Origin of the sequence: Desulfosporosinus sp. Sb-LF (genome assembly GCF_004766055.1) — a bacterium.
GTDB lineage: Bacteria > Bacillota > Desulfitobacteriia > Desulfitobacteriales > Desulfitobacteriaceae > Desulfosporosinus.
Window position 1 is genome coordinate 1 of the sequence record NZ_SPQR01000017.1, and the last position, 20017, is coordinate 20017.

20 protein-coding genes and 2 pseudogenes are annotated in these 20017 nt (G+C 39.4%); 12 read left to right on the forward strand and 10 right to left on the reverse strand.

The window, feature by feature from the left end; all coding sequences use genetic code 11:
* From E4K68_RS20845 to E4K68_RS18055, 5 genes and pseudogenes are all read left to right on the forward strand, one after another.
* A pseudogene (locus E4K68_RS20845) lies at nt 1-249 on the forward strand (spermidine/putrescine ABC transporter substrate-binding protein); the annotation flags it as partial.
* Nucleotides 250-442: 193 nt separating this feature from the next.
* Nucleotides 443-649: a hypothetical protein gene (locus E4K68_RS21225; protein ID WP_243450439.1), complete on the forward strand. Its 207-nt coding sequence runs from the start codon at nt 443-445 to the stop codon at nt 647-649.
* Between the two features lie 59 nt (nt 650-708).
* Nucleotides 709-1095 (forward strand): transposase, encoded by a 387-nt coding sequence (locus tag E4K68_RS21230; protein WP_243450440.1) that lies wholly within the window; start codon nt 709-711, stop codon nt 1093-1095.
* Between the two features lie 151 nt (nt 1096-1246).
* Nucleotides 1247-1423: pseudogene (locus E4K68_RS18050) on the forward strand (PC4/YdbC family ssDNA-binding protein); the annotation flags it as partial.
* Nucleotides 1424-1495: 72 nt separating this feature from the next.
* A complete protein-coding gene (locus E4K68_RS18055; protein WP_135380310.1) occupies nt 1496-1963 on the forward strand; it encodes a DinB family protein in 468 nt (155 codons plus the stop codon).
* Here the strand turns inward: E4K68_RS18055 and E4K68_RS18060 are convergent.
* Nucleotides 1958-2206, reverse strand: a complete 249-nt coding sequence (locus tag E4K68_RS18060) for a hypothetical protein (protein WP_135380311.1) — start codon at nt 2204-2206, stop codon at nt 1958-1960. The genes E4K68_RS18055 and E4K68_RS18060 overlap by 6 nt on opposite strands.
* A gap of 252 nt (nt 2207-2458) precedes the next feature.
* Between E4K68_RS18060 and E4K68_RS20750 the strand changes: the two genes are divergently transcribed.
* The 6 genes from E4K68_RS20750 to E4K68_RS18085 all read left to right on the forward strand — a co-directional run bounded on the left by E4K68_RS20750 (nt 2459) and on the right by E4K68_RS18085 (nt 8352).
* The gene (locus E4K68_RS20750; protein ID WP_199241825.1) at nt 2459-3280 is read left to right on the forward strand and encodes a DUF6508 domain-containing protein; all 822 of its coding nucleotides are present in this window, start codon (nt 2459-2461) and stop codon (nt 3278-3280) included.
* Nucleotides 3281-3448: 168 nt separating this feature from the next.
* Nucleotides 3449-3865, forward strand: a complete 417-nt coding sequence (locus E4K68_RS18070) for a hypothetical protein (RefSeq protein WP_135380312.1) — start codon at nt 3449-3451, stop codon at nt 3863-3865.
* Between the two features lie 31 nt (nt 3866-3896).
* Nucleotides 3897-4640, forward strand: coding sequence for a transposase (locus tag E4K68_RS18075; protein ID WP_243450441.1), 744 nt, complete (start codon nt 3897-3899; stop codon nt 4638-4640).
* 415 nt (nt 4641-5055) lie between these two features.
* Complete coding sequence (locus E4K68_RS21525) at nt 5056-5202, forward strand: ATP-binding protein (RefSeq protein ID WP_282433009.1); 147 nt, start codon at nt 5056-5058, stop codon at nt 5200-5202.
* A complete protein-coding gene (locus E4K68_RS21235; RefSeq protein ID WP_282433010.1) occupies nt 5159-5479 on the forward strand; it encodes an ATP-binding protein in 321 nt (106 codons plus the stop codon). The genes E4K68_RS21525 and E4K68_RS21235 overlap by 44 nt, the downstream gene beginning before the upstream one ends.
* A gap of 299 nt (nt 5480-5778) precedes the next feature.
* Entirely contained in the window at nt 5779-8352 is a 2574-nt protein-coding gene (locus tag E4K68_RS18085) for a Spaf_1101 family AAA-like ATPase (RefSeq protein WP_135380313.1), read from the forward strand.
* Between the two features lie 758 nt (nt 8353-9110).
* On the opposite strand, the gene E4K68_RS18090 is transcribed toward E4K68_RS18085, so the two are convergent.
* The 3 genes from E4K68_RS18090 to E4K68_RS18100 all read right to left on the reverse strand — a co-directional run bounded on the left by E4K68_RS18090 (nt 9111) and on the right by E4K68_RS18100 (nt 11236).
* On the reverse strand, nt 9111-9305 hold the full coding sequence (locus tag E4K68_RS18090) for a hypothetical protein (RefSeq protein ID WP_135380314.1): 195 nt from the start codon (nt 9303-9305) through the stop codon (nt 9111-9113).
* Between the two features lie 30 nt (nt 9306-9335).
* Nucleotides 9336-10316, reverse strand: coding sequence for a serine hydrolase (locus tag E4K68_RS18095; protein ID WP_135380315.1), 981 nt, complete (start codon nt 10314-10316; stop codon nt 9336-9338).
* 116 nt (nt 10317-10432) lie between these two features.
* On the reverse strand, nt 10433-11236 hold the full coding sequence (locus tag E4K68_RS18100) for a M23 family metallopeptidase (RefSeq protein WP_135380316.1): 804 nt from the start codon (nt 11234-11236) through the stop codon (nt 10433-10435).
* A gap of 108 nt (nt 11237-11344) precedes the next feature.
* Between E4K68_RS18100 and lexA the strand changes: the two genes are divergently transcribed.
* Nucleotides 11345-11959: a transcriptional repressor LexA gene (lexA, locus tag E4K68_RS18105; protein WP_135380317.1), complete on the forward strand. Its 615-nt coding sequence runs from the start codon at nt 11345-11347 to the stop codon at nt 11957-11959.
* 129 nt (nt 11960-12088) lie between these two features.
* Here the strand turns inward: lexA and E4K68_RS18110 are convergent, their stop codons facing one another.
* The 6 genes from E4K68_RS18110 to typA form a co-directional block, all read right to left on the reverse strand.
* The gene (locus tag E4K68_RS18110) at nt 12089-13192 is read right to left on the reverse strand and encodes a D-alanine--D-alanine ligase (protein ID WP_243450442.1); all 1104 of its coding nucleotides are present in this window, start codon (nt 13190-13192) and stop codon (nt 12089-12091) included.
* A gap of 139 nt (nt 13193-13331) precedes the next feature.
* Entirely contained in the window at nt 13332-13877 is a 546-nt protein-coding gene (lepB, locus tag E4K68_RS18115) for a signal peptidase I (RefSeq protein WP_135380319.1), read from the reverse strand.
* Between the two features lie 110 nt (nt 13878-13987).
* Nucleotides 13988-15253, reverse strand: coding sequence for a methionine gamma-lyase family protein (locus E4K68_RS18120; RefSeq protein ID WP_135380320.1), 1266 nt, complete (start codon nt 15251-15253; stop codon nt 13988-13990).
* A gap of 39 nt (nt 15254-15292) precedes the next feature.
* Nucleotides 15293-16906 (reverse strand): GTPase HflX, encoded by a 1614-nt coding sequence (gene hflX, locus E4K68_RS18125; protein ID WP_199241826.1) that lies wholly within the window; start codon nt 16904-16906, stop codon nt 15293-15295.
* A gap of 54 nt (nt 16907-16960) precedes the next feature.
* Nucleotides 16961-17929, reverse strand: a complete 969-nt coding sequence (locus E4K68_RS18130) for an AAA family ATPase (RefSeq protein WP_135380321.1) — start codon at nt 17927-17929, stop codon at nt 16961-16963.
* 72 nt (nt 17930-18001) lie between these two features.
* Nucleotides 18002-19825 (reverse strand): translational GTPase TypA, encoded by a 1824-nt coding sequence (gene typA, locus E4K68_RS18135; protein WP_135380322.1) that lies wholly within the window; start codon nt 19823-19825, stop codon nt 18002-18004.
* Nucleotides 19826-20017 lie beyond the last annotated feature (192 nt).

The window sequence follows — 20017 nt, forward strand, 5'->3', positions numbered from 1 at the left end:
TGGGATATAGAGAACTCAATCTTTAATAACTTGAAAAATGAATGTGGCTTAGAACATTGCTTCGTGCACGGCGGGAAGGCAGTGGAAGCAGTGCTTTATTTGATATTTATTGCATCCAATATCATGCAATTATTTTTATTAAGACGACTGAAAAAGCAATTTTCAACTCAAAGAGAAATGGTAAGGCTTTTATTAAAAGGACTATATCTGCTGAAGTATAAAGCCGAATTGGTTTTGAACAGCGCATAGAGATTATACAGTTAAATAAGAAGACTAATTCTGGGGTAGGGGGAGGTGTATCCATTTTTAAGGAAAATTAGGCAAAAGGGAGGATAATTCGCAAAATAATTGAAATTAACAATAAGGGTCTGAGAGAATCATACAAAGGCTAAGGTGCTGGTACAAGCCCGGACAAGATTCAGTTTCAAAGGATGAAGGCGAGTTGAACGTTGGGAAAAGACTGATTGCAGACGTCGCGAAGAGTCATAGAAACTTGATGGATGTTGTAGTTTATGAGGCACTGGCCTGTAATTCCATTTGGATTAACCACTGCCAGAATTTAGGTATCGATGCAATTGTCCGAGCAAAAAACAATAACAATAATAGTTTGCGGTTAGAAGAAAGACGGTCAATAAGACGCAGGCCATAGAGGTTTGGGAGTGTGAGAAGGGATTTGAGAAAGTCGAGGTTTACGAGTCAACTTTTATTATGGACAACGTGGAGCAACTGCTGCGTTTTGTGAAATTTGCCATTAAACATACTAACAAGCAACGCACACAGATTATGATGATAACGACTTGTATGGAGATGGCACTGAAGACATCGTTTAAAATAATGAGAGCACGTTGGGATATTGAAAACTCAATTTTTAATAACTTGAAACGCGAATGTGGCTTAGAGCATTGCTTTGTGCATGGAGGGAAAGCAGTAGAAGCTGTGCTTTATCTGATATTTATTGCTTCTAATATAATGCAATTATTTCTATTTAGGCGATTGAAAAAACACTTTACAACTCAACGAGAAATGGTAAGGCTTTTATTAAAAGAGCTATTTCTGATGAAGTATAAAGCCGAATTGGTTTTTAGCAGCTCGTAGAAATTGCCAATTTAATTAGGATCTATAATTTTGGGGTAGGGGAAGGTATAGCCATTCTTAATGAAAATAAGACAAATGGGAGGATAATTCGTACAATAATTGGAATTAACAATAAGAGGCTGTGAAATTCATGCAGAGGCTAAATTGCTGATCCGAATCAACAAAAGGCTGGTCGAAAGAACTAAACCTTGTTAGTTGGAATGATGCAGCCCCAAAGTATGACATTCGTGAATGGTCGCCGGATCATACGAAGATGGGGAAAGGTGTAACTCTTACCAAAGAGGAATTGTTGAAATCGAGAGATTTTTTGGGCGGGATGAGTTTGTAAAGGCTGACCCCGATGTACAAAGACTCGCCCTATAATTTGTGTTCAATTATTATAATAATGGAGGCGTAAACATTGAGAGAATTTCTATTTGACCAACTAAAAGTTATACGTAATAACACGATTAATGCGGTGAAAGAACTCAGTGAAAGGCAGGTGGATTCAGTACCTGAAGGTTTTAATAATAACATCCGTTGGAATCTGGGCCATGTTTATGTAGTACAAGAACGCTTTGCTTTTGGCTTCATAAAAGAACCAATGCTAATGCCAGAAGGATTTACAGAGCTTTTTGGGCGTGACTCTAAACCCTCTGAGTGGAAGGTACAACCGCCAACATTACCCGAGCTGATTAAATTATTGGAAGATCAAACTAGTCGAATCGAAGAAAAGCTAAGCAACCGCCTGGACGAAGTCGTTGAAAAGCCATACGCTATGCCTTCGGGATTAACCTTAAAGACTCCAGGCGAATTCCTTACATTTTCTATGTATCATGAAGGTATGCATGTTCAAACAATTAAAATGTTGAAGAGGTTTGGCTTATAGTGCATTTTCGTTGCGAGTTACGCGAAGTCCTATAGTAAAGTGATTCAAATTCATCTCTTTGACATGTTCAACTCGGGCCTTGAGATTTTGTCGTCCAAACGTCACAAACAGACCCCAAAGTAAAACATCCCATATCCCCTCGCCCGGATCATTCCCAGATAGGGGAAGAATGAACCGGCTTGGTAAAGAAGCTCTGGTGTAGTTAAGTGATTTTCTGGGTGGGTTGAATCTATAATCGTTCATAAAATCGTGCGCATAAAGGCTCTAATACAGAGCAACTATCCCCTACACTATTGAAGTGTAGGGGTATTTTTTCCATCATTCACTTTTTCGCCATGTTTCGCCGTCAATGTGGAATATAGTTGTCTGTAAGGAGTTTTTAGTAGGTGAATTAAACTATACGTGAGGCAGTTACACATTGGCTAATATGAAGTAACATATTTTTGTCCTGTGCTTGTGGTAAAGTTAAATTATTAGATAAAGCTGGAGGCAAATATGAATAAACATGAGTTAAATAAATATGCAATATCTTTAGCTGAAAAGTCTTTCCAAGACCGGGGGTTTAAGATTGAAGATGCTTTGCCCGCCGCTCAAGTTGATTTTCTTGCAGTTTTGAGTAGTAGTAAAAGAATGAAGATCAAAGTAAGAGCAATCTCACAACTTGGTAGCTACGTTTTTATTCCTAAGAGGAAATTCAATATTGAAGATCCTGATCTCTATATGGTGGTACAATATATTCCTCATGAAAACAATGAAAGAATAATGTACATAATCCCAGCTACTGAGTGGGGGAAAGACATTTATCCATTCAAGGGTAAGGATTATGATAAACCAGGACAAGTTTCAGAACCAGAATGGGGTATTTCTTTTTCCGGGAAAGCAAAAGATGCAATGGAGCCATACCGATTCACTAAGTACGTGATGAAATTGTTGGCAGATGAAGATTGCAGGAGATTGGTAAGTCACATCAATTATTTTGAGAATAATACCAAGTTTTACGACGTAGATGAAGGGGGAATGCATAATAACGTAATTCAGTTGCCGTGCTATCATTACAATGAAGGGTTTATCAATTTCATAGACGATTTTTACAAGTCGAGCTTAAGTGAACCGAACTATTTGGAATTAATTCAACCATATCTTGATAAAAAACTGAATTTAAATGATTTGATTAAGTCTGCAGACTATAATCTGTTACGGGTAATATTTACTTTTAACGTTCGAGGAGAACACTTCTGCGATGGATTTTGGGCGGGAGCACTTGAAAATAAAACCTTCCTCAATATCTTATACAGGTTGAAAGAACTCATAGAATAGCAGCACTTTAGCCTCTACCACTGTCAACCCATTGATTTCGCTTGTATTTCTACCGATTTCAAAAGTGTATCAAATTCGGAGTTTTTAAATGCTTTTGTCAGACCTTTCATTCTGCTAAAATCAGAGGGAGAGAGAGGATGAAATGCGAAAAATTACTTTGTAAAATTAGTGAGATATATTAAGAATGTTTATCATCTCGAACGTGGTTTAAATAAACTGACTGACGGAAGAGTTAACCCAACTTATAGCACAGGTCAAGTAATTCTGCCTGTGCTTTTTGGTTTTTTGCTTAGAGTAAAAAGCTTTAATGAACTAAGTTTGATGATCAAAAATCATGAGTTTAGTCAACTATTTCCCCGAGGAACAAAGCTGCCGCAGATTGATGCCATCAGAGATACACTTAAAGTCATGGATATCAACGGACTAAAACAAATCAATCATCACATAATAAAAACGGCAGTTGAGAATAAGACTTTTGAAAACGGAACCATAGACGGATATATGGTGGTTGCAATCGATGGAACAAAATTCTTCGGGAGCAATAGGAAAAGCTGTTCAGAATGCTTGAAAAATACCAAACGGTAAAACGACTCATTGTTTCCATAGTGGCGCTGTCATGTCAACGGTAGGGATGGGTCCCAAATTGGTTATTGGCTTTGAGATGTACAAGCCCGGACAAGATCCCATTTCAAAGGATGAAGGGGAGTTGAGCGTAGGGAAAAGGCTGATTTCAAGCGTCGTGAAGAGTCATAGAAAACTGATTGATGTTGTAGTTTATGATGCCCTGGCCTGTAATTCCATCTGGATTAACCACTGCAAAAATTTAGGTATTGATGCAATTGTCCGAGCAAAAAACAATAACAATAAGAGTTTGCGTTTAGCAAAAAAGACGGTCAATAAGACGGAGGCTGTTGAGGTTTGGGTAGATGAAAAAGGATTTGAGAAAGTAGAAGTTTACCAGTCAACGTTCACAATGGACAACGTGGAGCAACCGTTGAATTTTGTAAAATTTGCAATTAAACATAAGAAAAAGCAGCGCACACAGATTATGATCGTAACGACTTGTATGGATATGGCGCTGAAAACATCGTTTAAAATAATAAGAGCACGCTGGGATATTGAGAACTCGATTTTCAATAACTTGAAACGTGAATGTGGCTTAGAGCATTGCTTCGTACATGGAAAGAATGCCGTAGAAGCTGTGCTATATTTGATCTTTATCGCATCAAATATTATGCAAATATTTCTAGTTAGACGACTGAGAAACCATTTTACAACTCAACGAGAAATGGTAAGGCTTTTATTAAAAGGGCTATATCTGATGAAGTATAAAGCTGAATTGGTTTTTAGCAGCTCATAGAAATTAGCCAATTTAATTAGGATCTATAATTTTGGGGTAGGGGAAGGTGTATTCTTTTTTAAAGAGAATTAGACAAATGTAGAGGACAATTCGAAAAGTCATATAAATATAGGATTTGATACGGAAGAATTTTTACAGAGGCTAAATTGCTGGGTAGGTGAGGTATCATGAGGACAAAAACCGTTGAATCGATTGAAACGATGATGACAAAGCTCCATCTTGATAAAGTAGATTTTCTGAGTCTTTTCCAAGGGGAACATAGTCCCTTGGAAAGCATTGATCTTTTCCTCTCCGAGCAGATCCGTCTTAAAGGTCAAAAGGCTGCTGAAAGTCGGATCAAGCGATCTGGAATGCCACAAATGAAGACACTCAAGGATTTGACTTTGGTTTTCAGCAGAGTATCACAAAAGAGCAAATGCTTAGGTTATCCGATTTCACTTGGATCGAACAAGCTTATAACATTATGTTTTTGGGACCGCCCAGTGTGGGTAAATCTCATTTGGCCACAGCCCTACTACATGGCTCTTCACAAAGGCTACACGGTATCATTTCTTTGCCTTGATGAATTGTTCAAAATACTCAAAACAGCCGAAATCACCACATCGTCAAGGCGAAGGCTTAAATACCTGTATAAGGCAGACCTGATTATTATTGATGAAGTAGGATTCCTGCCTGTTAGTAAGACCGAATCCAATCTGTTTTTCACATTCATTGCAGCGATGCATGAAAAAACTTCGCTTATCATTACATCCAACAAGGGGTTTAGTGAATGGAGTGGTTTCTTAGGGGATGAAGTAATAACGACGGCAATCCCTAGATCGATTGGTCTACAAGTGTGAGATTTTTAATATGACTGGGGAAGGCTACCGACTTAAAAACCGAAAATCTATTTTATGATCTAGCCCTCATGATTTTGAGATGAAGGCGGTTAAAAACCGATCAATTTGTGGCCAAAAAACGATCATTTTACTTGACCGCTTACAACCTGACCTTTGATCTGTCGCGATGCGAGGTTTATTATCCTGTTTATCATCTTCTAACTACCAAGGCGTTTTGAAATCCCCCTCAGTAGATCAAAGTGAACCTACGTAGTGCTAGTTGATATATTAATAACAGGAAGAAGTAGAGGGTAGCTAATTTGGGGAATTCAAATATTATATCACCTAATTTTTTAATTCAAAAAATGTATAAAAGTATCATAGATATAAAGAAAGGTAAATTTGGAACTTTTCACAAGTGCCTATTTCACCTTCATACACCAGCTTCATATGATTATTGCTTATATGTCGCTAAAAAAGATGATAGAGATTATTATAAGAATCTATCCGATTCTGTGATGTATAAAATAGCTTTGGATGAGGGCCTATTTACCATAGCTATTTTCTCCTCGCACAAAGAAATAGAATACGATAATAGTGTCTTTTCTTCTGTCAAAGAATACTTAACATACCTCCTAATTGCTCAGAATCTTTGTAAGAATGATATTAAATTGGTTATAATTTCTGACCATAATACTATTAGTGGCTATAAAAAACTCTGCATTGCAGTTGACAATTACTGTAAGGACAGAAACGTTATTTATCCTACAGTTTTACTCGGCATGGAAATATCTTGTGGCGATAAAAATCATATTGTAGGAATTTTCAACTTAAATTCAAAAGGCATTACAGAAGACACAATAAACAATTGGATATCAGATCATGTAATGTCCAAAGAAGATGGCACATATCTAACTAGTATTGATGTTCTTTCGCAAATTAATGACATGGGTGGGGTGGGGTACCTTGCACATCTTGATACATCAAATATTTTTAAGGATTCGTATTTGAGTGATAGCTATAGAAGAAGACTATTTAATTTAGAGTGTTTTAAAGTTATTGGACTGTCAGATCGCCATAAGGCTGCGGACATTGAAGGAAGAATTTCGAAATATAGAGAAGGTGGGATATGCTTTGTAATTGATTCTGACTCACACTCTATAGATACCATAAAAGATAAAACCTTTTGGATTAAAGGACAAAAATGCAACTTTAAAATGATAAAAAAAGCATTTCGAGATTATCCTACTTCAGTCGAGCTGGACAAACCACAGAAACCAACAAAATATATTAAAGGTATATCAGTGATCTCTAAAGAAGGCGGTTTCTTATCAATAAAACCTAATTCAGATAAAAGTGTTGATAATATATTTAGTATATCTTTCTCCGAATCTCTAAATTGTTTCATTGGAGGTAGAGGTACGGGAAAGAGCACAATCATAAATATACTCGAATTTGTCTTGGGGATGAAATGTCGTAGTAAGGAAACCTTGGAATTAATATGTAAACATACAAATGCAATGGTTTTATACCGTTACCATGATAATGATTATATTATTGTATTTTCCGCACCAGAAAAAGAATATTCGGATGATGACATATTAAAATCCTTTGAAAGGCAAACATATAAACAAAGCTATGGACGCCGATATTTCTTTTATAAGGACAGAATTGCAGATTATGCCATCATACATTATATTGAAGTTTATCGCCTAGTAAATCAAAATTCAGAACTTCAATTAGAGAAAGTAAACAGACGTGATTATTTGAACAAATTTTTTAATATTGGATTTTCTGTTAATGAATTAGTCCAAACCGCAGGCTCTGACGATATCAATAAATTTATAAATGATCTATTATTCAAAAATCAAATTGTTGCCACCTCTCCAGATGTGGGCAAAGTTAGAAGTATAAGAACGTTGAGTAATCTATTTTCATCAATTGATGACTTATTAATGAAAAGAAATGTACAAGTACATAATATTATTGAAGAATATAATGAGAAACAACATGGGCAATTAAGAATTGTTTATAACCAAGATAAATACTCTTCACATAATATTATTGCCGAGAATTTATTTAATCAAATTTCTGGTAAACCGCAGCAGTATTATATGAATTATAATATTAGAAATATTGACTTATTGGGTTACATAGATGGAATTCTTAGTAATATCGGTTTTGTGGAATTTCTAAAGCTATTTTATTATGATAAATTTGAAGAATTAAATCTAATAATACCAATAACGAATTTTTGTGAGGAAATGGATCAAAATCTAGTTGAACGAGAAGTCGTATCTATAAAACCTGAAAACATAATTAAAGTATTTGAGGATATAAAAAGTGATATTCTCAATCAAGCTAATTTAAAGATTCTAAAGGAATCTCTGCAATCCTATATAACTAGCATAGAATATTTCGAGTTAGAATTTAACGTAAACAATAAAGAGCAAGCTGATAGCCGAAAAACAGACTACAGGAGGGTTAAGAATCTGTCACTTGGCCAAAAGGTCGTTGCGATGCTTTCGTTTATTCTTAGCTATGGAGAATATTCAGGGGACAATACTCCCTTGATTATCGATCAGCCTGAAGATAACCTTGATAATCGATATATTTTTAAAAATCTGGTTCGAGATTTAAGGGATTTAAAGTCAAAACGACAAGTTATTCTTGCTACTCACAGTGCTACGATAGTAACTAATGCAAAGGCTGAGCAAGTAATTGTTATGGAATCAGATGGAGTAAAAGGGTGGGTAGAAAAAACGGGATATCCTACAGAACCTATAATAGTAAAGTATATCATCAACTTACTCGAAGGCGGAATTGACTCTTTTAACCATAAAAGATTTACGTATAGTGATATTTTAAAGGATGAAGATAATTTGGATAATTAGTAGGTAATTATCTGAAAGTTTGGGGGTAACCCCATGATGCTGCTTTTGCAGAATTAGATATTTTACATACGCTAGATATTTTAAGGATGAAATAAAAGCAGAAGCCCTACTATGCGTTAAATAGGCATTTAGCGCATAGTTGAAACGACTACAGAAGTGTCTCTACGTAAAAAGGTTAATCATCGTCTGAACCAGATTAAACTCACTCAGTCTAATCGATCTACAACCCAATTCAGGTGCTTTAGTAATGTCTTGTTAGTTAAATTAGTAAGATGATCTTACGCACATACTTAGGCCAATCACCATGGATTCTGTGGATCAGATGGATTCTATACTGAACTAGAATCCTCAATGCATTACAGAGGATTCTAGAGGCTGATTTTACATGGACAAAAACTAAACCTTTAACCTTAGTACAGTAGCAAAACGAGTCACACAGAAAAACGGTAACTGATTACAGGTTACTGGCAGAAGTTATAAAGAAAATCAACATTCGTTCCTGTCAACATTCAATGCGAAGACGTACCCATATAATAGCCCAATCGATGGATTCGGTTAAAAATCTATCGATTGGGCTATTATATGGGTACTCCCCCACGGTATCAAATACTCTACTTTACATAATATCTATTATCGGACCCATGTTAAAATAAATTCCTGCTGTATTAAAAGTTTGTCTAAGCCACTTGAAACACGCCAAAAAGTTCATGATAGAATTCCTAACTCATAGGCGTGTTCAAGTTCAATGCATAACTATGTCAATGTTGGTCCGGGTCTTCCGTATTTAACAATATATCGTCAATCTCGATTTCTGCAAAATCACCATCAGGGGTTTTAATACAGTGGCAGCAATTATCACATTGTTTTGTCGGATCAAGGTCACAAAGATCACACTCGCCGCATTCAGTACATGAACGATCTTCTAGTACGCATGGTTCACCAAGGCTTTTCAAGTTCTTCCCCTCCAGATTAAATGTATAGAATTAAAAAATACCAGGACTCATAATAAGGGCTTTTGGGTCTTTAGCTAGGCTTCGAAGCGCTGCATTGGACCGCTGGACTGCCCAACCTTCATCAAGTAAGTTAATAGTATCTCTGTAGCGTTGCTTGCTACCGAGTAAGACAAGTAATAAATCCCCGTCTGACCTTGTGACATAGGATACAAGGCACTGCCCTGCTTCTTGGGTCGTACCAGTTTTCAAACCACTGTCTCCTGGGTAGAGCCCAAGGAGGCTGTTCGTATTCTGCACCTCAGCGTAACGGTTTATTCCCCGTGCATCTTTCCATTGAACCCGAGCACTGGCCTGTTTAACATATTTCATAAGTTCTTCATTCTTAAGAAATAAACTAGCAATTTTACCAAGATCATTCGCAGTCGTATAGTGGTTAGAGTCAGGCATCCCATGAGGATTTGTAAAGTGTGTATGTTCACACCCTAGTTTGGCAGCGTATTTGTTCATTTCTTCAGCAAAGGCAGGGATTGAACCACTAACTTTCACTGCTATAGCGGCAGCGGCATCATTGGCACTGTGGACATATAGAGCTGTTAGAAGGTCATGGACAGATATTTCGTCTCCAGGCCTGAGTCCAAGACGGGATCCGTCAATATTCACTTCAGTTCCAACGCGCACAATATCCGTCTCTTTCAACGTCTGTAACGCCACTAGCCCAGTAAGAAGTTTTGTCGTACTGGCCGGAGCACGTTGTATATCAGCGTTACTTGTTTTCAAGACCTGCGTCGTTTGTGTATCTATAAGTACGTAGCATAAATCGGGCGCTGAGGGTTCCGACGGTGTTTTAGAACTAGTTGTGTTAGGTGTAGTTGCCGCTATAGTAGTAAATCCTTTGGCAATAGACTGGTTTAAGTTGCGTAATCCAATAAGCGCAAAAATACTAACAATTATCACTAAAAGATATAGTTTTGTCTTGGTAAAACTGAAAAAACTGTTCTGAAAACGTTTCAATGAATAGCCCCTCTTTTTATAAGTCGAACGCGTCTTGACTTCTACTTCTTAGTGGTATGAATACGAACAACGTAATTATAACGAATCTAAGTGCATAGGGCAAGTCTCACTCATCATTACTGAGATTGCCCCTCTTCTCCCCAATATTGCCATACTGCCAGAAACGGATAGGGGTTGATCCATTGTCCATTTGGAAGTTCAATACCAAAATGAAGATGGTCAGGTGTTGTTAAAGCATCACCAGTATGCCCCATGCTTCCCACAATTTCTCCAGCTTCAATTCGCCTACCCTTTACAAGAAATGGGGAAATTGATTGTAGGTGAGCATAATAATAATAATTTCCATCATCACCTCGTACACCTACACGTTCTCCACCCAGCCTGTTCCAACCTAATTGTTCAACACAGCCTCCAGAAATATTAACTATAGGAGTTCCTTCTTTACCAAAGAGATCTGTCCCTTCATGCCTGCGTTTTCCTCCATCTCGATCTGCTCCAAAACTATCTTCGTACCAAGTAATTCCTTTAACAGGGAATCTATACTTATTGGGAGAATAGTAAGTATATTGTTTCAGAATTCCACAACGTCTTTGAACAGTTTTAACAGTATTGGGTGGGATTGATCCCCAATTCAATGCTGAAAAAGGAACACGGAGATTAAGCTGATCAATTAACCTTTGCGCATCTTTTTCTGATAATGTCGACCGTATTGACAGAAGATCTTCATAGGAAATGGATGATGATATACGATGTTCTTGTGTACACTGCTTCACCAGTGCTGGAGATAGTGAAGATAAATACTGATAGACATCTGAAGGAATGGACGGTGGGCGATGAATTAGCTGCCATGAAATCAGCGCAAGAAACAACAAAATACTAATCTGAGCCAAGCCCCGTTTAAAGTTCACTAAAAGTTTCATTATCCGTCCCCCACTTTCCATAATCTTTTGATTTTACGACGAACATTTGTTTGCAGTTTGTTTCTATGAATGATACAATATTTTCTGTGAAGATGGAGGTGTGAGACTATGTACCCGGATTTATCGCAGCGGCAAACAAAAATCTTAGAGTTCATTAAACAAGAAATACGAAAAAAAGGATATCCTCCAGCCGTTCGGGAAATTGGCGAAGCAGTAGGTTTGCTATCAAGCTCTACTGTGCATGGCCATCTCCAGACGTTAGAAGAAAAAGGATATATCCGACGTGATCCTACAAAGCCTCGGGCGATCGAGATTTTGGATAGTTCCAGTGACATGTCTATTTCGAAGAAAGTCGTACATATACCCATTGTAGGCCGTGTCATCGCCGGACAACCTGTTTTGGCGGTCGAAAACATTGAAGGCACCTTTCCTCTATCCGCTGACCTTGTTCGGCAAGATGATGTTTTTATGCTGCGGGTTCATGGAGAAAGTATGATTGACGCAGGAATTTTAGATGGAGATTTTATTATTGTCCGTCAACAAAATGAAGCGCGAAACGGCGAAATTGTCATCGCTTTAATAGGTGAAGAAGCAACAGTTAAACGCTTTTTTAAAGAAAGAACGCTTATTCGACTTCAGCCTGAAAACTCATCCATGGAACCGATCTATTCCCAAAATGTTTCGATTTTGGGAAAAGTTATTGGGGTCTTCCGTACCTTCTAATAAAACGACCCTTAGTCAAAGATATGCTCTAAGAAAATCAGTTATCCTTCGAGTTTTAAATTCTCCCTCACAATAAAGGAGAGCAGATGGAAGTTCATCCACCAGCTCTCCTTTATTGTGAGGGAGAATTTAATTACATGAAATTTTACAGGTTTGCTTATCTTTAAAACGTTCTAAGCCTAATGATATTAACTGGTCGATTAACTCTGAATAAGAAATTCCTGTAGCCTCCCAAAGCTTAGGGTACATTGAAATTTCAGTGAATCCAGGTAAAGTATTAATCTCATTTAAATATATTTCGTTTCGTGAGGTAACAAAGAAATCGACCCGACTTAGTCCACACGCTTCAACAGCGCGGAAGGCTTCGAGAGCCATTTCCTGCATCCGTGTTGCCACGGATTCATTGACTGGAGCAGGAATCAATAAGCTAGAGCCAATATTAGAATACTTAGCTTCGTAAGAGTAAAACTCATGTGCAGGTTTTACTTCACCTGGAACTGAAGCTTTTGGTGTATCATTTCCCAAAACAGCGACTTCAATTTCTCGTCCATTAATAGATTCCTCTACGACGATTTTACGATCATATAATGCCGCAATATCTAAAGCATTTTTTAATTCCTCACGGTCGTGTGCTTTAGAAATGCCTACACTTGACCCTAAATTGGCTGGTTTTACAAAACAAGGATAGCCTATATTAGCTTCAATTTCATTAAGGCAATCTTCTGGCCGATCGATAAAGTCGACGCGCAAAAGAGTTACATAGCGTGCTAAAGGTAAATTTTTCTCTCGGAAGACCGCTTTCATACGATCTTTATCCATCCCTAGTGAGGATCCTAATACTCCAGAGCCTACATATGGGACATTGGCCATCTCCAGTAAGCCCTGAAGAGTTCCATCTTCTCCGTAGGGTCCATGAAGCACTGGGAAGATAAGATCAAAATGACCATCATTGGGAAGTACGCTACCATCTAAAGCCATAAAACGCGGGTGTGTAAGGTCAAGGACCAAAGTAACTTGGCGAGATTGATCTACCGAAGAAAATCCTTCTTTTATCGCATCCTCTGGGCGAACACCCCAAAACCATTGGCCTTGTTTATTAATTCCTACCGTCTCTACACTGTAGCGGTTACGATCAATAGCCTTGAAAATAGACTGGGCTGAATTTAAAGAAACCTCATGCTCACCTGAGCGACCGCCAAATAAAAGAACCACTCGAAGTTTGTGATCTTCCAAAATGCCCCACCCTCTCAATAAGTAATTGAAATTAAGTAATTGAAATTTAAAAACCATGTTATGTTATGCGAAGTCCCTTAATGGAGATACGTCTGTCACTATTAGTAGTATATGCCTGAAAAAGAAAAAAGGCTCCCACCTATCGAGCAAGAGCACCTATTTGATTAAGAGGCCAATAGCGAAAGAGAGTTCGCCCAGTGATGTTTTCTATTGGTAAAAATCCCCATTCTCTTGAGTCAGCACTATTATTACGATTGTCTCCCATAACAAATACCGAGTTATTAGGAACGACGATCGGGCCAAAGTCATTTTTCGACTGATCTACTACATAGGGTTCATAGAGTGGTTGACCATTCACATAAGTTTTGTGATTGCGTATCTCAATTTTATCACCTGGTAAGCCGACAACCCGTTTTATAAAGTCCTCCGTCGAATGGGCACTCGGTGGCGGATGGAAGACAATGATATCTCCAGGACTAATGTGGTCGAAATGTTTGAAAAATAACTTATCCACTATGACACGGTCTTCGAGTTGAATGGTCGGAAGCATCGAACCAGTGGGTATTTTACGGGCCTCAATAACATACGTTCGCAATACCCAAGAAAGCGCAAATGCAATTAGAACTATTTCTATTAATTCTAGGACGAATCGCATTGTACTTTTCGGTGACTCAGAATCTTTCATAATCCACCCCTTTCTAGCCTTTATAATACCACAGTACGGTGAATCTTTGAAAGGAAGACTGTGATTAGCATTTAAATAAATTCAAGAAGTTCCAAACACAGATATATATTTTAGCTTAGAAGTCCCTGCTTCCATAAATTCAGTGCTGCTAAAATGTTACCTATCTTCACATACATATGCGAAATGCCACCTTGCTGATAGACAATATAGGGTTCCCGAAGAGGCCCATCTGCTGAAAATTCGCTGGTTGCTCCTTGAATAAATGTTCCACCAGACATGATGACCTCGTCTTCATATCCTGGCATTCCAGACGGTATGGGTAAAACATGAGAATCGATTGGCGAGCCTTTTTGAAGTCCCTGGCAGAACGCTATCATCTTTTCCCTCGATCCCAGTTTTACGGCTTGAATTAGGTCTGTTCTGGGTGCCTCGGGTTCAGGATGTACTTCGAATCCTAACGCTCGCCAAAATGCTGCGGAAAATACCGCACCTTTTATGGATTCCGAAACAGTTAGCGGGCTAAAGAATAACCCCTGATAAAAAAGCCGCTGCCATTCCAAGGTTGCTCCCACATGCTCGCCGATTCCTGGTGCTGTCAAGCGCTGGGCTGCAAGTTTAACCAAATCAGAGCGACCCGCAACATATCCGCCAGTTGGAGCTAAACTTCCCCCCAGATTTTTTATTAACGATCCGGCCATCAAATCCGCGCCGATATCACCCGGTTCCAGCGTTTCGACCAATTCTCCGTAGCAATTATCTACGAAAATGATTAATTGAGGATAGTTTGTTCGTGTAAAATCTACGAGTTCCTTAAGCTGGGATATTGTTAGAGAGTTTCGCCAAGCATATCCACATGAACGCTGAACAATCAGCATTCGAGTTTTATTTGTTATTGTCTCGCTCAAAAGAGCATATTGTAGTTTACCCTGGGAATCCAGAGGAATGGCATCATAGGATATGCCAAAATCCATAAGGCTCCCTTGCCCTTTTCCCCGTAGTCCGATAACTTCATCCAGCGTATCGTAAGGGGTCCCGCTGACAGAAATAACATGATCTCCTGGTCTTAAAACACCAAATAACGCAGCAGCGATAGCGTGGGTACCTGAAACAAACTGACCACGCACAAGGGCGGCTTGGGAACCCAAAATTCGGGCAACCACGCGGTCGAGGACTTCACGACCTGAATCACCCAGGCCATAACCCGTTGTTCCCTGTAAATGATATGAGGATACTCGTTCTTCCTGAAAGGCATTTAAGACCTTTTCGTGGTTTCGAGTTGCTGTTTTTTGCAATGCAGGAAGTCGTTGTAAAAGTGTTTCTTCTGCTTTGTCTATCGCTTCGCGAATTAAACTCGGCCATTCGGGATTTGAATACAAAAAAATTTCCTCCTTACAAAGGGAACATCACAAATAGAGTTAAGTCACTAAGGAGCTCATTAGTTTCCATACTGGTTTTAAAGAATCCCCGCGTTTGAGAGACAACTGAATTGGATGAGGAAGCTGTTGAGCTAGGATGTTTAGATCGACTTCATCCATGACTAGATCAACCTTATTAAGCAAAGTAATGGTGGGTTTATCATTACTTTTTAATTGCGTTAGCACTTCGTGGACGGTCTCCGCATGTTGAAATGCTTGTGGATGGCTCGCATCAACAATATGTAATAAAACATCCGCTTGTTGGACTTCTTCTAACGTCGCTAGAAATGCCCGAAGTAATTGAGTGGGTAATTTTCGTATAAAACCAACAGTGTCGCTCAACAGCACTTCCAAGGAAGAGTTAACTCTAATTGAACGGACAATAGGATCTAATGTAGCAAATAATTTATTTTCACCAATTGGTATGTCGGATTGACTTCCAGCTTGTTCCATCGCTGCTTTCATAAAAGTTGTTTTACCAGCATTCGTATAACCCACTAAAGCTATTGTAGGTAGGCCACTTTTCGTTCTTTGACGACGTTGAACCTCGCGATGCTGTAAGACAAGTTTCAATTCTTTCTCCAGCTGGTTAATGCGGTCCCTCATTCGCCGCCGGTCAAGCTCCAGTTTCGTTTCTCCGGGACCACGTGATCCAACTCCTCCACCCAAGCGGGAAAGAGCTTGTCCCTGACCTGTCAAGTAAGGTAACAGATGTTTGAGCTGTGCTAATTCGACTTGAAGCTTACCTTCGCGTGACTGAGCCCGCTGTGCGAATATATCTAGGATCAAGCCAGTACGATCTAATACTTTGACTCCGGTTTCAGTTTCTAAAGTCCGTAATTGTGTTGTAGATAGCTCATCATCACAAATTACGACATTGGCTTCAGTTTCTTGTAAACGATGACTTAGTTCTTCGAGTTTGCCACTTCCTAGGTAGCTACGGGACTGACCATAACGACGTAGCTGGGCAAGTTGTCCGACTACGTCCACACCTGCCGAGCGAGCTAATTCTCTCAGTTCCGTCAAATCTTCATTACTTCCTTGGTCACTATCTTCCAGTGCGATTAGGAATGCACGTTCCTTGCCCGATGCAGTCTTTGTGATTGTCAAACTCAAACCCTGCGAAACGTTTGAAAGCGAATCACGATAGTCAAACGTTTTCCAATGATCGGAATCCAAATTAACAATAAAAGGGTCACTTTCTCCGGAACGATAGGCTATTTGAAGACCAGTGAAATTTCCATCACGAACTCCGATAGAAGCCATGCTTTCGAGTTCAAGTGAAGCCAATGCACTCAGATCTAAAGGGCTTAAACGAAATTCCCCATTAGGGTGCGTATGAATACAACGCAAATGCTTCCCTTGGGACCTTCCCTTAATTGGCGGAAGGGCTACAGTCGCATGACGACCAACTGAGGCTGCTATAAGTGTGCCAGGACGAGTTATATATACGGCAATCTCTCGATTCCAAAGTTCCGTAAGGCGCATTAGCTCTGCAAGAATCTCCTCATGGATAAGTTCTGAACGTTCAGTATTTATCTCTGAAAGATTTTTAAGTTCTTGTATCTGGCTTGCACGAATCCCAGACAAATCTCCCGAAATATCTATGTCCATACCATAACCTCTTATTCTAAGATTTCCTTTTATTAAAATAACCAAAAAATAAGGTTATAAATCTTCCAGATTGATATCTACAGGTAAAATCTGTATTAGTTCTTCACGACTAGAGCTTGACTTTTGAAACAGCCGAACTGCCTGTCTTCGCACAGTTTTTTCTACAAGGTTACGGACAAGCCGAGCATTTCCAGCATAAGGTTGGCTATTAAGCAAACTTTGTAGGTGAGAGCGAAGGGCCTCCATCCCCTCTGGAGTTAGCTCATATTGTCGAGACTTCAGCATTGAATTCCCGATAGACAACAATTCATCAAGCGTGTAATCTGGAAAGTCAATATGTATAGGGAAACGGGAGCGAAGCCCAGGATTGGATTGCAAGAACCATTCCATTTCTTGACGATATCCAGCTAAGATGAGCACGAGATTCTCCTTATTGTCCTCCATCGCCTTAACTAAGGCATCTATAGCTTCTTTGCCAAAATCCTTCTCTCCTCCACGGGCTAACGAATAGGCTTCATCAATAAACAGAACCCCACCTAACGCCTTTTTTAGTTGTTCTCTTGTCTTCTGTGCGGTATGTCCTATATACTCGCCGACAAGATCTGCTCGCTCACATTCAATCACATGACCTTTCTGAAGAACTCCCAATTCTTTAAACAGTCGCCCGACTAAACGTGCCACTGTTGTTTTACCGGTTCCTGGGTTCCCCCGAAAGATCATATGAAGAACCATTGGCTCTGCTATTAGTTTTTCTCGAGTACGTCGCTTTTGAATTTCTACAAAAGCAAGCAATTCGCGGATGAGGAGTTTAACAGTTACTAATCCTATGAATGCTTCTAACTCATCAAGGATTTCCGCAAGTTTATCTTTGTCTTTTTCAAGGGGGGAAGAATTACTCTTGCGGACTCGCCCTATCCCCGTCGGTTCTTGCGTAGTAATAATATGTGCTGGCTCATTTGGTAAGGGAGATTGAATGACCGGAGGTAGGTGATTGTCCGGTCTAAATGTTACACGTATTGTCATAAGTACAGGCACCTCCCATCCTTACTACTATACGCAAGTAAGGACAAAAGGTGTCCTAGAAAGCGGTTGTTATTATTTCCCTGTTAAGGTCTTTGAATAACGTACGCGTGACTGGTGATCTAAGAATTTCTTACGGAGACGGACACTTTTTGGGGTAATTTCGACCAACTCATCGTCATTAATGAATTCTAGTGATTGCTCCAAGGAAAACTCTCTTGGCTTGTCAAGGCGTAACGCTTCATCGGCCGAACTAGTACGCATATTGGTGAGCTGCTTTTTCTTGCAAACGTTAACTTCAATATCTTGCTCACGCTTATTCTCTCCAACAATCATACCTGCATATACATGAAGACCTGGGTCGACAAACAAGTTACCTCGTTCTTGAGCAGAATAAAGGCCGTAAGCATTTGTTTCTCCCTCTTCAAAGGCTATGAGTGCTCCACGATTTCGGCCGGGAATATCCCCTTTATAAGGTTCATAACCTAGGAAAACGTGACTCATTAATCCTTCACCGCGTGTTTGGGATAAGAAATCCCCACGGAAGCCGATGAGGCCCCGAGCCGGAATTTTAAATTCCAGGCGAAGTTGTGTTTCGGAAAGGTTTGTCATATTAGACATTTCCGCTTTGCGCTTTCCGAGAAGTTCCATGATGGCTCCTAGTGCATTTTCATGAAGATCACAGGTCAAAAACTCGATCGGTTCGCATTTAACGCCGTCAATCGTTTTATAAATAACTTCGGGTTTAGAAACTTGAAGCTCAAACCCTTCCCTACGCATGTTTTCAATCAAAATAGATAGGTGAAGTTCCCCTCTACCCGATACTTGAAAACAATCGGCCGAGTCTGTTTCTTCTACCCTTAGGCTGACATTGGTTTCGACTTCTTTCCAAAGACGCTCGCGTATCTTACGAGAAGTTACGAAATGCCCCTCGCGTCCGGCAAAGGGACTATTATTAACCATAAAATTCATGGACAAGGTCGGCTCATCCACTTCAATGGTTGGTAATGCCTCAGGAGATAGTGCACAAGCTACAGTCTCTCCGATATTAGCACTGCTTAATCCTGTAAGTGCAACAATTTCTCCGGCCGATGCTTCGAGAACGTCTTGACGTTTCAGTCCGTCGTAAATCATTACTTTCCCTACTTTAGTTCGTTCAATACTTTCATCACGCTTGATTAAGGTAACATTTTCGTTCGTATGAATCGTCCCTCGAACAATTCGACCAACTACGATTTTGCCAACATAATCATCATAGTCCAGAGTGGTAACGAGCATCTGGAAAGGCGCTTCTAGGTCAACGACAGGGGCAGGAATGTGCTCCAAGATTACAGAGAAGAGTGGCACTAAAGAGTCTGCTAGTGTGTCTGCTGAGAGCCCAGCAGTTCCTGCACGCGCGGAAGCATATACAACTGGAAAGTCCAACTGATCATCTTCTGCTCCAAGTTCGATAAAAAGATCTAAGACTTCATCTACCACTTCAGCTGGTCGAGCATCGGGGCGGTCAATCTTATTAATTACGACAATAGGAACAAGCTTAAGTTCTAAGGCTTTCCGCAGTACAAAACGTGTTTGAGGCATCGGCCCCTCAAAAGAATCGACAATAAGGAGTACCCCATTTACCATTTGTAAGACACGTTCGACTTCACCACCAAAGTCAGCATGCCCTGGGGTGTCAATAATATTAATTTTTGTCCCTTGCCATTGAACGGCGGTGTTTTTTGATAGAATGGTAATTCCACGTTCACGCTCTAAATCATTGGAATCCATAACGCGTTCAACAACTTGTTGGTTAGATCGGAAAGTTCCACTCTGTTTTAACATGGCATCAACAAGCGTTGTTTTTCCATGATCGACGTGAGCGATAATTGCAATGTTTCTTAAATTTCGAGTTTCCATAGTTGGGTTGAGTTCCTTTCTTTCACTAAGATAAAAGCATATAGTTTTAAGATATCATAGTTAAGTTATGAATTCAAGTAAAAGAACTAAGTCCGATTAAATATCGTACTTAGTTCTACTCTAGAAAACACTGTTTTAACTTATATTCCCAAATAACATCGATGGTAGTAGGAATATCTTTCTGAGAACTAT